The organism is Corynebacterium sp. MSK006 (genome assembly GCF_030232385.1).
Taxonomy (GTDB): Bacteria; Actinomycetota; Actinomycetes; order Mycobacteriales; family Mycobacteriaceae; genus Corynebacterium; species Corynebacterium frankenforstense_A.
Map to the genome: position 1 here is coordinate 1 of NZ_JASPJZ010000009.1, position 12914 is coordinate 12914.

12 protein-coding genes are annotated in these 12914 nt (G+C 70.8%); 2 read left to right on the forward strand and 10 right to left on the reverse strand.

Going from position 1 to position 12914, the window contains the following annotated elements; translation table 11 throughout:
• Positions 1 to 373: 373 nt before the first annotated feature.
• Positions 374 to 748, reverse strand: coding sequence for a GntR family transcriptional regulator (locus QQA02_RS06655; RefSeq protein WP_284776156.1), 375 nt, complete (start codon positions 746 to 748; stop codon positions 374 to 376).
• Positions 749 to 1010: 262 nt separating this feature from the next.
• Between QQA02_RS06655 and QQA02_RS06660 the strand changes: the two genes are divergently transcribed.
• Positions 1011 to 2477, forward strand: a complete 1467-nt coding sequence (locus QQA02_RS06660; RefSeq protein WP_284776155.1) for an NYN domain-containing protein — start codon at positions 1011 to 1013, stop codon at positions 2475 to 2477.
• Positions 2478 to 2574: 97 nt separating this feature from the next.
• Here QQA02_RS06660 and QQA02_RS06665 read toward each other — a convergent pair whose 3' ends face one another.
• Entirely contained in the window at positions 2575 to 3462 is an 888-nt protein-coding gene (locus QQA02_RS06665) for a PspA/IM30 family protein (protein WP_284776153.1), read from the reverse strand.
• Between the two features lie 297 nt (positions 3463 to 3759).
• On the reverse strand, positions 3760 to 4146 hold the full coding sequence (gene trxA, locus QQA02_RS06670) for a thioredoxin (protein ID WP_075664700.1): 387 nt from the start codon (positions 4144 to 4146) through the stop codon (positions 3760 to 3762).
• 185 nt (positions 4147 to 4331) lie between these two features.
• On the opposite strand from trxA, the gene QQA02_RS06675 reads away from it, so the two are divergent.
• On the forward strand, positions 4332 to 6671 hold the full coding sequence (locus QQA02_RS06675; RefSeq protein WP_284776151.1) for a heavy metal translocating P-type ATPase: 2340 nt from the start codon (positions 4332 to 4334) through the stop codon (positions 6669 to 6671).
• Positions 6672 to 6685: 14 nt separating this feature from the next.
• Here the strand turns inward: QQA02_RS06675 and dnaB are convergent, their stop codons facing one another.
• The 7 genes from dnaB to QQA02_RS06710 form a co-directional block, all read right to left on the reverse strand.
• The gene (gene dnaB / locus QQA02_RS06680) at positions 6686 to 8191 is read right to left on the reverse strand and encodes a replicative DNA helicase (RefSeq protein ID WP_284776150.1); all 1506 of its coding nucleotides are present in this window, start codon (positions 8189 to 8191) and stop codon (positions 6686 to 6688) included.
• A gap of 628 nt (positions 8192 to 8819) precedes the next feature.
• Positions 8820 to 9272 (reverse strand): 50S ribosomal protein L9, encoded by a 453-nt coding sequence (gene rplI, locus QQA02_RS06685; RefSeq protein WP_284776147.1) that lies wholly within the window; start codon positions 9270 to 9272, stop codon positions 8820 to 8822.
• Between the two features lie 48 nt (positions 9273 to 9320).
• Positions 9321 to 9935 carry a single-stranded DNA-binding protein gene (locus QQA02_RS06690; RefSeq protein WP_075664705.1) on the reverse strand — a complete coding sequence of 205 codons (615 nt, stop codon included), beginning with the start codon at positions 9933 to 9935 and terminating at the stop codon, positions 9321 to 9323.
• Positions 9936 to 10026: 91 nt separating this feature from the next.
• On the reverse strand, positions 10027 to 10314 hold the full coding sequence (gene rpsF, locus QQA02_RS06695; protein WP_075664706.1) for a 30S ribosomal protein S6: 288 nt from the start codon (positions 10312 to 10314) through the stop codon (positions 10027 to 10029).
• A 302-nt stretch (positions 10315 to 10616) separates the two neighbouring features.
• The gene (locus tag QQA02_RS06700) at positions 10617 to 11084 is read right to left on the reverse strand and encodes a hypothetical protein (protein WP_284863786.1); all 468 of its coding nucleotides are present in this window, start codon (positions 11082 to 11084) and stop codon (positions 10617 to 10619) included.
• Between the two features lie 64 nt (positions 11085 to 11148).
• On the reverse strand, positions 11149 to 11337 hold the full coding sequence (locus tag QQA02_RS06705) for a hypothetical protein (protein ID WP_284776143.1): 189 nt from the start codon (positions 11335 to 11337) through the stop codon (positions 11149 to 11151).
• A complete protein-coding gene (locus QQA02_RS06710) occupies positions 11334 to 12869 on the reverse strand; it encodes a glycosyltransferase family 87 protein (protein ID WP_423777806.1) in 1536 nt (511 codons plus the stop codon). Before QQA02_RS06710 ends, QQA02_RS06705 begins: the two co-directional genes overlap by 4 nt.
• Positions 12870 to 12914: the final 45 nt, after the last annotated feature.

The following is a 12914-nucleotide window of genomic DNA, read 5'->3' on the forward strand; positions in this document are numbered from 1 at the left end:
CAGTGCCGGCGGACAAGCCACAAGAAACGCACCACAAAAAGTACATCAACACACTATCGAGTTCTCACACAACACAAACACGCTAGGTTCGCATCCGATCGGGATGCTTGCCGTTACGGTTCGGGGTGGCCAGTCGCTGTTTTCCTTCCGCCATCTCACCGCTGGATTCTCTCCGCGGCGGGGCGCTGTCGGTCGCGCTGACCCCCATCAATTTACACACGGCCCCGACACTTGCCAAATCCGCTGGCCAACGCGGTTTTTCACCTCCGCAAAAGCCCCGCTCAGCGCCCTGCACCCGCGAAGGCGCGCCACACCCCGGCGCGCGGCCGCCGATCAACGCCGCTCGCCCCACGCACTCACCGACTCAGAACACTCACCGGTACAGACCACGGCTCTCGGCGACGCGGTCGAGAAGCCCGTGCAGCTCCTCGCGCGACATCCCGAGGCGCACGGCCTCATCGACGGTGGGCGCCAGATACTGCTGGGCGAAGTCCCGGCCCCTGCGGGCCAGCACCCGCTCGCGTGCGCCGGCGGCGACGAAGGTGCCGATCCCGCGCCGGCGCTCGAGTACGCCCAGCTCCACGAGCATCGCCAGTCCCTTCCGCGCGGTGGCGGGGTTGACGGAGTGGAAGCGGGCGAGCTCGTTGGTCGAGGAGACCCGCTCCCCGACGGCGAGCTCTCCCTCGGCCACCGCATCCTCGATGAACCGGGCGATCTGCCGGAACAACGGTTGCGCCTGATCCTCCACGAGGCACCTCCCTCATCACCGTCCGCGCCCACAGATGCTTTCCACCACCCGCGGCAACGGGACTTCGTCCTTGGTTAGTTAGTCTAGTAACTAACCCCGGCCACGGTGCCCGTACCGTTGACGGCGACCCACGCGGCGTCGTCAATTTTTTGTGCCCTGCCCTGCGAAGACTCCGCAAGGCGTCGACGCGGGCGGCGGCGGTGGTGCATGCTGGGGGCAGAAACTGTCTTAGAACTCTCTTAGCGAACGGACTTTAGGAGCCATGCTTGAACGCACACTTGTCTTCGTCGACACCAGCTATCTGTTGGCGAGCTTCTACAATTCGTGGGAGACGGGGGCCCGCGCACAACTAGAGATCGACCTCCCCGACGTAGTGCACGTGCTCGGGGAGATGATCGAGAACCAACTGCACCAGCCCATCCACCGTCAGCTCTGGTACGACGGCATCCCCGACTCCGGCCCGCATCGCTACCAGCGCGCCCTGCGCACCTGTGACGGCGTGCAGCTGCGCGCCGGCCAGCTCATCGAGTGGGGCGAGCGGCGCACGCAGAAGGCCGTGGACACCCGGCTCGTCGCCGACATGGTGCTCGCCGCGGTCGACCAGCAGTGCTCGGACATCGTGCTGGTCTCCGGCGACGCGGACATGATCCCCGGCGTCAGCGAGGCCTCGCGGCGCGGCGTGCGCGTGCACCTCTACGGCTTCGGCTGGGACTCGATGTCCTCGGCGCTGCGCCACCACTGCGACACGACCACGATCCTCGACCCGCGCGAGGACTTCCACGACTCCATGCACCTCGAGGTCCTCGAGGGTCCGGTCCCGCCGGTGGTGCGCGAGCCCGCCGCGGGGGCGGAGGACGGGTCGGAGGACGACGACGGCGACTCCGTGCCCGGCGACGCGACCACGGGCGACCAGCCGCCGAGTACCTCGCCCGAGCGCCCCGAGGCGCCGGCCACCCCGACCGCCGCCGACCAGGAGGCGCAGGGCACCGCGTGCGCCGAGAGCGCCGGTGCCTCGATTGCCGACGCCGCACCTGCCGCCACGGGCGCGGACGCCTCGGCGTCCGGCGCGTCCGACGCCGCAGACTCCTCCGGTGCCGCCGCGTCCGGTGCCGCCTCCGCGGAGGCGGGCAAGCACGAAAAGGCGAAGGACGCCGGCGCCTCGGGTGAGGCCCCGAAGGAGACGGGCCCGGAGGGCAAGGAGCAGGCCGAGCAGCAGGGCCCGGAGGCTCAGGCTCAGCAGGCATCCGCCGCCGGGGCCGACGGTGCCGCGGCCGGGGCGGGCGAGGCCCCCGCGACCGCCGCCACGCACCCGAAGACCCCGGCACCCGACGCGGACTCCGCCGTCGAGCGCGACCTGGCCGGCGAGGCCAAGCCCAAGCCGAAGCCGCGCCCGAAGCCGTCGATGATGGCGCCGAAGCGCCGGCTGCGCTCGCGCTACGTGCCGCTGCCCAACGAGGTGTGGGCCTCGGCGGGCTTCCAGACGCCGTTCGACGTCGGCCAGCAGTACGCGACCTGGTGGTACGAGAACGCCGCCACCGGCGAGCAGCGCGACCAGGCCCACATGCTCTCCGGGGGCGGGCTGCCGCCCGAGGTGGACCGCCCGCTGCTGCAGTTCGCCTGCGAGACGCTGCACGAGTACACGCTCAGCGACAAGCAGCGCGTGAACCTGCGCGACGGCTTCCACGCCGGCATCCGCGGCCTGCTCATCAACGTCCGCCGCCAGAACTGACGCGTCCGGACTGAGAAGGCGAAAGCGCCCCGGTGAGAACCGGGGCGCTTTTCTCGTGCGCTGCGGCCGGGCCGCCCCTCCGGGCCCGGCGCGCCGGCTAGCGGGCGGCGTCCTCGCCGGCGTCGGTGGCTGCGTCCTTGGCCGCGTCCTCCGCGTCGGCCGCGGCATCCGTGGCGTCGGTCGCCGAGTCGGCGGCCCCGGCGGCGTCCTCGGTCTCGGCGTCGACCGGGGCGTCGGCACCGGCGGTGAGCTCGCCGCGCTCCTCGCTGCCGAGCTCCGCGCGGATCTGGGCCAGCCGGTCGGCGGCGCGCATGTCGTTGCCGGCCTGCGCGATCTCGCTCATCCGGTCGGTCACCGAGTTGCGGGTCAGCTCCTGGGCGCCCAGGGCGTCGGCGTAGCGGCGCTCGATCTTGTCGCGCACATCGTCGAGGGTGGGCACCGAGTCGTCGCCGCCGACGGTGTTCATGCTGTCGAGGGCCTGGGTGGAGGCCTCCTGCATCCGGGTCTGGTCGACCTGGGCGCGCAGCTGGTCGATCTGGGAGAGCTGCTCCTTGAGGCGGGCCTCGGACTCGGCCTGCTGGCGGCGGGCCTGCTCGGCGGCCTGGGCGGCCTGGGTCTGCAGGGTCGCGGTCTCCTCGACCTGCTGCTCGACGGCGACGAGCTGGGTGGCGAAGACCTCGGCGGTCTCGTTGAGCTGGCGGGTCTTCTCCGCGTCGCCGGCGGCGGAGGCCTTGTCGGCCATCTGCACCGCCTGGCGGGCCTTGTCCTGCAGGTCGGCCTGGTCCTTGCGCAGGCGGTCCAGCTTCATCGCCAGCTGCTTCTCGTTGCCGATGACCGAGGCGGCCTGCTTCGAGATCTCCGCGTGGCGGCGCTTGGCCTCCTCGGTGGCCTGCTGGATCTGCACCTTGGGGTCGGCGTTCTCGTCGATCTTCTGGTCGAACGAGCTCATCAGGTACTTCCAGCCCTTGCTGAAGGGATTTGCCACGGTGGTCAGCCTTTCTGTTTCACTCGCCGCACGCCCGGCGCGCGGCCACGCCCGCGTAACGGGGCTCATGCACCGACGATTCTACGTGCGCTTTCGCCCATGCGCCGCACGAAATGTGAGGTCGCACGCCCGCAGCACCCCCGGTCCGCCGCACCGACCCGGCGCCGGCCCCGCGTCGACCCCGCGCCGGTCCCTCGTCCGCCCCGCGCCGGCGCCTCCCGGGCGCACCGGCCCGGGGACGCGAACCGCCGCCCGGAACGGGTCCGGGCGGCGGTGCGGTGCCTTGCGGCAGGGGACTTACTTGTCGCCCTGCTGGTCGGCCTGCGCGTTCTGCTCGGCGACCTGGCGGCGGACATCGTCCATGTCCAGGCCCTTGACCTGGTTGACCAGGTCCTCGAGGGCGGCCGGGGGCAGGGCACCGGAGTCGCGGTAGACCATGATGCCGTCACGGAAGGCCATCAGGGTCGGGATCGCCTGGATCTCGAGCGCGGCGGCCAGGTTCTGGTTGGCCTCGGTGTCGAGCTTGGCGAAGGTGACGTCCTCGTGCTTGTCCGAGGCCTTCTCGTAGGTCGGGGCGAAGGCGCGGCAGGGACCACACCACGAGGCCCAGGCGTCGACGAGGACGATGCCCTCGCCGGTCACGGTCTTCTCGAAGGTGTCTTCGGTCACGTCAATGGTCGCCATGGTCGGGGCGCCTCCTAAAGATTTGGGTTCATGTTCCTCGCGGAGCCTCACCGGTTCCGCGTCGGGCAACCTCAACAACGTTGAGAGGTTACGCCTTATTCCGCCCCGAATCCTATAGGCCCCCGCCCGGCCCATGCAGCCCGCCACCCTTGCCGTATACCCCCCGGGGGTATAAAGTCCGGGGTATGACGACAGCGCAGGCACCAGGACAGGACGCGAGCGCCCAGGCCCACATCGACCTCGGCGTGACCGGCATGACGTGCACGTCGTGCTCCAGCCGCGTGGAGCGCAAGCTCAACAAGCTCGACGGCGTGACCGCCAGCGTCAACTTCGCCACCGAGACCGCCGGCGTCGACTACGACCCCGCGCAGACCACCCCGGCCGACCTGATCGGCGTGGTCGAGAAGACCGGCTACGGCGCCTTCCAGCTCAGCGGCTCCGGCACCGGCGACGCCGCGGACGCGGGCGCCGCCCAATCCACCGCCGACGGTGCGGGAAGCATCCAGGCGGCGGGCGCGACGTCGGCAAGCGGAGGCGGCACCGACGCAATCTCCCGGGCCCGTGACGCCCACGCCGACTACCTGCGCACACACCTCATCGGCGCGGCCGTCCTCAGCGTGCCCGCCGCGGTGCTCTCGATGGTGCCCGCCCTGCAGTTCGACCACTGGCAGTGGCTCGTCTTCGCGCTGGTCAGCCCCGTGTACTTCTGGGCCGGCTGGCCGTTCCACAAGGCGACGGTGACCAACCTGCGCCACGGCGCGTTCACCATGGACACGCTGATCTCGCTGGGCACCACGGCGGCCTACCTGTGGAGCCTGTGGGCGCTCTTCCTCGGCGACGCGGGCGATCCCGGCATGCGTATGCACATGTCGATCACCGCGCACGCCGGCGCCGGGATGGACGAGATCTACCTCGAGACCGTCGGGGTGGTGATCACGTTCCTGCTGCTCGGCCGCTGGTTCGAGACCCGGGCGAAGGGGCAGAGCTCCGCGGCGCTGCGCGAGCTGCTCGACATGGGCGCCAAGGAGGCCGCCGTCATCCGCGACGGGGTCGAACAACGCGTGGCCGTCGAGGCGCTGCGCGTCGGCGACACCGTGCTCGTGCGCCCCGGCGAGAAGATCCCCGCCGACGGGCGCGTGACCGACGGCTCCTCGGCCGTCGACGAGTCGATGCTCACCGGCGAGTCCGTGCCCGTCGAGGTCACCGCAGGCGACCAGGTCACCGGTGCCACACTGAACACCTCCGGGCGCCTGCTCGTCGAGGTCACCCGCCTCGGCGAGGACTCCACGCTGGCCCAGCTGGGTCGGCTGGTCACCGCCGCGCAGGCGAAGAAGGCGCCCGTCGAGCGGCTCGTCGACCGCATCACCCAGTGGTTCGTGCCCGCCGTCATGGCCGTCGCCGTGGTCACGCTCGTCTGGCACCTGGCGGCCAGCTCCGGCACGGCCGACTCCTTCGCCGCCGCCGTCGCCGTGCTCATCATCGCCTGCCCCTGCGCGCTGGGCCTGGCCACCCCGACCGCCCTGCTCGTGGGCACCGGCCGCGGCGCGCAGCTGGGGCTGCTGATCAAGGGCCCCGAGATCCTCGAGTCCACCCGCCGCGTCGACACGATCGTCCTCGACAAGACCGGCACCGTGACCACCGGCGAGATGGCGCTCGACTCCGCCACCGGGCTCGGCGGGCTCAGCGACGAGGATGCGCTGCGGCTGGCCGCCGCCGTCGAGGCCGGCTCCGAGCACCCCATCGGGCGCGCGATCGTCGCGGGCTTCTCCGGCACCTTGCCCGCGGCCGACTCGTTCTCCGCCACCGCCGGCCACGGCGTCGAGGCGAGCGTCGAGGGCCACCGCGTGCGCGTCGGGCGGCCGGTGCGCGGAGAGCTTTCCGACGCCGCGTGGGAACTGGTCGCCGCAGCCGAGGACGCGGGCGCGACCCCCGTGGCGCTCTTCATCGACGACGCCGCCGCCGGCGTGCTCACGGTGCGCGACACCGTCAAGGACTCCTCGGCCGAGGCCGTGGGCGCCTTCCGCGAGCTGGGGCTTGAGCCGGTGCTGCTGACCGGCGACAACGCGGGTGCGGCCCGCGCGGTGGCCGGCGAAGTGGGCATCGACAGGGTCATCGCCGGGGTGCTGCCTGACGAGAAGGTCGGCGAGGTGGAGAAGCTGCAGGCCGCCGGGCGCACCGTGGCGATGGTCGGCGACGGGGTCAACGACGCCGCCGCGCTGGCCACCGCGGACCTGGGCCTGGCCATGGGGGCGGGCTCGGATGTGGCCATCGAGGCCAGCGACATCACCCTGATGAACGACGACCCGCGCTCGGCCGCCGACGCCATCCGGCTCTCGCGACGCACGCTGGGCACCATCAAGGGCAACCTGTTCTGGGCCTTCGCCTACAACGTCGCCCTGATCCCGGTCGCCGCCCTCGGCCTGCTCAACCCGATGTTCGCCGGGATCGCCATGGCGTTCTCCTCGGTGTTCGTGGTGAGCAACTCGCTGCGGCTGCGCGGCTTCCGCTCGGCCTTCGCGCGGTAAGGGGGCACCGGCGCCTACCCGCGCGCCATGTCCACGAAGCGGGAGCAGCGCAGCTGGTGGGCCACCGTGATCGTGTCGATCGGGCCGCCGCGGTGCTTGGCCAGGATGATGTCGGCCTCGCCGGCGCGCTCGTTGTCCTTGTCCTGGGAGTCCGGGCGGTAGAGCAGCATGACCATGTCGGCGTCCTGCTCCAGCGAACCGGACTCACGCAGGTCGGCCAGCTGCGGGCGCTTGTCCGTGCGCGACTCGGGGCCACGGTTGAGCTGCGAGATCGCCACGACCGGCACGTCGAGCTCCTTGGCCAAGAGCTTGAGCTGACGGGAGAACTCGGAGACCTCCTGCTGACGGGACTCGACCTTCTTGCCCGAGCTCATCAGCTGCATGTAGTCGAGCACCACCAGCTTCAGGTCGTGCTTCTGCTTGAGGCGGCGGGCCTTGGAGCGGATGTCCATCATCGTCATGTTCGGCGAGTCGTCGATGAACAGCGGGGCCTCGGAGATGTCGCCGACACGGTTGGCCAGGATCTGCCAGGCCTCCTCGTCCATGCGTCCCGAGCGCATGTCCGCCAGGTTGATCTCAGTCTCCGCGGAGAGCAGGCGCATGACGATCTCGGACTTCGACATCTCGAGAGAGAAGATCACCGAGGTCATGCCGTGCTTGATCGAGCAGGAGCGGGCGAAGTCCAGAGCCAGGGTGGACTTGCCCACACCCGGTCGGGCCGCGACGATGATCATCTGCCCGCCGTGCAGGCCGTTGGTCACCGAGTCGAGGTCGATGAAGCCGGTGGGCACGCCCATGGCCAGGCCGCCGTTGGCGGTGATCTCGTCCATCTCGTCGAGGGTGGGCTGCAGGATGTCGGCCAGCACCGCGTAGTCCTCCGCGGAGCGGTCGTTGTTGATCGCGAAGACCTCCTGCTGGGCCATGTCGACCACGGCGTCGACCTCGGCGCCCTCGGAGCCCTCGTAGCCGAGCTGGACCACGCGCGTGCCGGCCTCGACCAGGCGGCGCAGCGTGGCCTTCTCGTCGACGATCTCGGCGTAGTAGCGCGCGTTGGCGGCCGTGGGCACCGAGGAGATCAGCGTGTGCAGGTACGGCGCGCCGCCCACACGGTCGAGCTCGTTCTGGCGGTCCAGGCGGCCGGCCACGATGACCGGGTCGATGTCCTTGGACTCGGCGAACAGGTCGATGATCGCCTTGTAGATCAGCGCGTGGGCCGGGTGGTAGAAGTCGTCCGGCGTGAGGATCTCGACGATGTCGAGCACCGTGTTGGGGCTCAGCAGCATCGCGCCCAGCACGCCCTGCTCGGCCTCGCGGTCGTGCGGGGGCTGGCGGAAGCCGGAGTTGCCCGCGCGCGAGTCGTCGAAGGCGGGCCCGCCGTACTCGGCGCGGCGCCGCCCGGGCGCACCGGAGCGCCCGCGACCCGAGGAGCGCGGGAAGTCGTCCTCGGGCTCGGGCGGGGCCGCCGGCGTCGGCGGCAGCGCCTGGTCGTCGAAGCTTGCCTCCGAGCTGGACGGGCTCATCGCTCTCCTATTCCGGGCCGCCCCCGCGGCCCTCGCACTGCTCCCCCGGACCCGCCGGCGGGCGGGTCCTCCAACGCCCGCAACATTACCCGTAGGCCACCTGTCGACATACCACACGGGCTCGCCCGCGAGGGTGGAAAATGCCTCACAGACCGACGTTATCCACAGATCGATCCACAGGGGTTGTGCACAACTCCCCATCGGCCGAGTGCGGCTTGTGGAGAACGTGTGGAGCGCATGGGGAGAACTCGCCGACGCGGCGGTCGCGACCAGGCCTTTTGGACATCACCGCAGGTCAGCGCGTTCTGTCGGATATCTCACCCCCGACCCGCCACCCCCGGAATCCGCGCCCGCGCGCGTTTGACGCGGCACACGGCAGGTGATAGTCGCATGAAATCGCCGTGAACGAGGTGAAGATCCGGTGAGCCGGCGCGTATTCATCCCCAGTCATCCACAGCCCCGCACAGGCGCGGGCGCACCGAACCCGCCACACGGCCGCCCGGCCCGGCCCCGCACGCCCGCCCCGAGACAGACCACGGCCCCCGACGCGTCCCATTCGGGATGCGGCGGGGGCCGGGTCCGCTGTTGTCGTTGGGCGCCTCACAAGGCGCCGTCGTGCGCGCGCGTGTTAGGCGGCGACGACCTCAAAGTTCAGGTTCGCGGCGATGTCCGGGTGCAGCTGGACGCGCACCGTGTACTTGCCGGTGGTCTTGATCATGGTCTTCGGCAGCTCGATGGCGCGCTTGTCCAGCGCGGGGCCGCCGACGGCACGCACAGCGGCGACGATGTCGTCGCGCTTGACGGAGCCGAAGAGCTTGCCCTTGTCCGAGGTGCGGACGGAGACCTTGACGTTGTCGAGCTTGTCGACCTGCTCGCGGACCTCTCGCGCGTGGTCCAGATCGCGGATGGCACGGGCCTCCTGGGCCCGCTTGATGCCCTCGATCTGCTTGAGCGCCCCACGGGTCGCCTGGATCGCCAGGCTGCGCGGAAGCAGGTAGTTACGTGCGTAGCCGTCACGCACCTCGACGACGTCGCCTGCGTCGCCCAGGTTCTCGACGGCGGCGGTGAGGATCAGCTTCATGATCCCTGCCTTTCGTTCAAGAGGAATGGTGGGTGATTCGCGGCTGGTCTAGAACGGCGGGTCATCGTCGCCGCCGCCGAACTGTCCGCCCACGGGCGGGGCCGAGTTCCAGGGGTCGTTGTCCTGCCCCTGGTTCGACTGGCCGCCGGGGTTCTGGCCGGACGGCTGGGGCTGGTTGCCCCCGCCGAAGCCGCCCTGCGGGGCCTGGCCGAAGCCGCCCTGAGGCGCTCCGCCCTGACCGCCGGAGCGGTTCTGGCCGCCGCCGAAGCCACCGCCGTATCCCCCGCCGCCTTCGCGGGGATTGCGGGTGACCTGGGCGGTCGCGTACTTGAGGGAAGGACCGACCTCGTCGACCTCGATCTCGTAGACCGTGCGGTTCTCGCCTTCGCGGGTCTGGTAGGAGCGCTGGCGCAGCCGTCCGTTGACGACGACGCGCATGCCCTTGGACAGGCTCTCGGCGACGTTCTCCGCGTACTGGCGCCACACGTTGCAGGTGAGGAACAGGCCCTCACCGTCCTCCCACTGGCCGGTGTCGCGGTTGTAGAACCGCGGCGTGGAGGCCACGCGGAAGCTGGCGACGGGGATGCTCGACGCGGTGAAACGCAGTTCGGGGTCGGCGACGAGGTTGCCGACGATGGTGATCGGGGTGTCTCCCTGAGCCATGGTGGTTCAGACCTTCCTTCAAGCTTTCATCGGGCAGTTCGGTACCGCGCCGGCTCCGGGCCGGCGCGTCGTTCTACACCAGTGTGCCGCTTTACTTGTCGGTGCGCAGAACCTTCGTGCGCAGGGTCGCGTCGTTGAGGGAGACCAGGCGGTCAAACTCGTCGACGGTCGCCGGCTCGCACTCGAGGTTGACGACGACGTACACGCCTTCCTCGTGCTTCTGGATCGGGTAGGCGAGGCGACGCTTGCCCCACACATCCACCTTCTCGACGGTGCCGTTCTCCTTGCGGACAACCTCGAGGTACTTCTCCAGGGACGGGGCAACGTTGCGCTGATCCTGGCTCGGATCCAGGATGATCATGATTTCGTAGTGACGCACGGGACCTCATCACCTCCTATGGTCTGGTAATCGAATTTCGGCCACACCCGGTCGGGTGGGGCAGGAGGGTCGCCTGCGTCAGGCAACCCGACAAGAGTAGCGCATCGGGGCCGAAAAAAGTAATCCGCCCCGGTCAGGGGGCGGACCTTCGATTGCCGACGTCGCGCCTCGCACCGCCGGCGGTTTCCGTGCGGGTGTGCGGGCCCGCGCGGGCGCGCGGGCCAGGTGACACCAAAGGAGGCACAACAATGGCCCGCACGGCGGGCCCGCGCGGGCGCGCGGGCCAGGTGCCTCTCGGGGCCTTAGGCGTCGACGTCGACGACGGTGCCGTCGGGCAGGATCTCGACGTCGATCTCCTCGACGTCGATCTCCCAGACGCCGTCGTCGAGCTCGGCGGTGCCGCAGCCCTGGGCGACGACGTCGCGCACGCGCTGCTCGTCGAGGCCCTCCTCGGCCATGTCGTTGCGGGCCTCGTCGGAGAAGGAGGCGACCTCGCAGGGTGCCGGGTCGCCCGGGGAGGCACCCTGGGCGGCGGCGGACCCGGCGCCGGCCGTCTCAGTGACGGTCTCCTGGGCGTCGTCGGCGTTGTCATCGCGGTCGTCACGGTCGTCGGAGTTGTCGTCGCCGGCGGCCGCGGTGGTCACGGTGGCGGTCTCGGTCACGGTCTCGTCGGTGCCCCCACCGGAGCAGGCGGAGAGCAGGGGCAGGGCGATCACGGCGACGCCGGCGACGGCGGCGCGGGAGAACTTGGTCAGCGAGTTAGTGGTCATGTCCGCCACGCTACGTATTCGGCGCCGAAACGTCAGGGCGCGGGCTCTCCCGGGTGCCCCCGCCCTAGTTGTTGACCGAGGCGTAGAAGACGGCGATGCCGACCGGGATAACGGTCACGCACACGAACGCCAGCCCGCCGAGCAGCCACACCCACTTGCGTGGCTTGCCGTACATGAACAGGGCGAAGGCGCCGAGCAGGCAGAAGAACGCGATCAGCACGGAGCAGACGGTCACCCACATCACGGAACTCACCGACCCACCTCCTCTCCGGTGTCGGTGCCGGCGGCGTCGGAAACCTCGGAGCCCCAGCACCCGCGCACGGTCGGGTCCTCCTCGACGGCCCACCCGGCGCGCCCGCCGGAACGGCGGGCGCGCGCGGCGACCCACGGGGCGTCGTCAATCCCGAAGGGGCCGGCGAGGACGTCGACGCCGCGGTGGGCGGCGAGCACGCGGTCGCGGGAGCGGCCGAGCATCTGGCGCACGACGAGCACCGCCATCGCGACGATGAAGCCGTCACGGGCGAGGATGAGCAGGTTGAACATCTCGGCGGGGATCTTGTTGCCCTCTTCGGCGCCGATGAAGATCATCGTCGCCGGCCACATGAGCAGCTCGAGGGTCATCCAGGTCAGCAGCAGGCGCCAGCGCGGCAGCGCGAGGACGGCCGGGACCACCAGCCACAGCGAGTACTGCGGCGACCAGACCTTGTTGAACAGCAGGAAGGCCGCGACGATGAGGAAGACCAGCTCGGCCACCCGCGGGCGGCGGCGCGCCGCCAGGCCCAGCAGGGCGACGGCCAGGCACGCGCCGGCGAAGAGGACGAAGGAGGCGGTGTTGAGGAAGCCGACGCTCAGGTCCACCCCCGTGACGCGGGTGAAGACCTGGTAGATCGTGGTCCACTCCGCGCCGCGGGTGCTGTTGAGGCGGTTGAACTCGCCCCAGGCCTCCGGGTGGGCGAGCATGACCGGCAGGTTGACCGCCAGCCACACCACCGCGGCCGCGCCCGTCATCGCCAGGAAGGGCCGCCAGCGGTTCGAGCGCACCGCGAGCACCAGGAACGCGCCGAGCAGGAACAGCGGCCAGAGCTTCACGGCCGTGCCCACGCCGATCCACACGCCGGCCCACACCGGCGCGTCGCGCTTGACGGCCACGAGTGCCGCGACGGCGCACAGGATCGAGGGTATGTCCCAGTTGGTGAACGCGTGCATGACGATCACCGGCGAGGCGGCGACGAGCACCACGTCCCAGACACGGTTGCCCGCCAGCTCGGCGACCAGGCGGATGACCACCAGCCACATGCAGGCGAGCACGAGGGCGGTCAGGGTGAAGTACCAGGAGGCCTCGGGGACGTCGAGGAGCAGGCGCACCACCGGGAAGGTGTAGTGCGCGACGGCACCGAGGATCGCCTGGAACCACCCGGCGAGCACCGGGTACTCCATGTAGCGCAGCCGGCCGTCCTCGGACCAGGAGTAGGCGTAGGGGTCGCCCGGATCGTCGAGGCCGCGCCCGGAGTACAGCGGCAGGATGTCGTTGTAGCAGGCCGACATGTAGGGCCGGTTGCCCGACCAGTTCACGCCCGTCTCGGCGGTGCCGAACAGGCAGTTGGCCTTCGACAGGTAGCCGAGGGCCAGGAAGGTCAACGCCAGGGTCAGCAGCACGCGCAGCGGGGTCCACCAGCGCTGGCGGCCGATCAGGGCGCGCCGGCCGACGGGCCCGCCGAGGCGCTCGATCACACCGCGGGCGACGGGCTCGGTGCGGGCGGGCTGCACGCGCGCAGCCGGGCGCACGACGCGGGCCGCCGGGTCCGCGGACGCCCCAGCGCGCGCCCCGCC

Bases quoted from the DNA above. Each gene is read 5' to 3' on its own strand.
- rplI (WP_284776147.1), bottom strand. From the start codon at position 9,272: ATGAAGCTGATCCTCACCGCCGCCGTCGAGAACCTGGGCGACGCAGGC.
- QQA02_RS06660 (WP_284776155.1), top strand. From the start codon at position 1,011: ATGCTTGAACGCACACTTGTCTTCGTCGACACCAGCTATCTGTTGGCG.
- QQA02_RS06690 (WP_075664705.1), bottom strand. From the start codon at position 9,935: ATGGCTCAGGGAGACACCCCGATCACCATCGTCGGCAACCTCGTCGCC.
- dnaB (WP_284776150.1), bottom strand. From the start codon at position 8,191: ATGAGCCCGTCCAGCTCGGAGGCAAGCTTCGACGACCAGGCGCTGCCG.
- QQA02_RS06700 (WP_284863786.1), bottom strand. From the start codon at position 11,084: ATGACCACTAACTCGCTGACCAAGTTCTCCCGCGCCGCCGTCGCCGGC.
- QQA02_RS06675 (WP_284776151.1), top strand. From the start codon at position 4,332: ATGACGACAGCGCAGGCACCAGGACAGGACGCGAGCGCCCAGGCCCAC.
- trxA (WP_075664700.1), bottom strand. From the start codon at position 4,146: ATGGCGACCATTGACGTGACCGAAGACACCTTCGAGAAGACCGTGACC.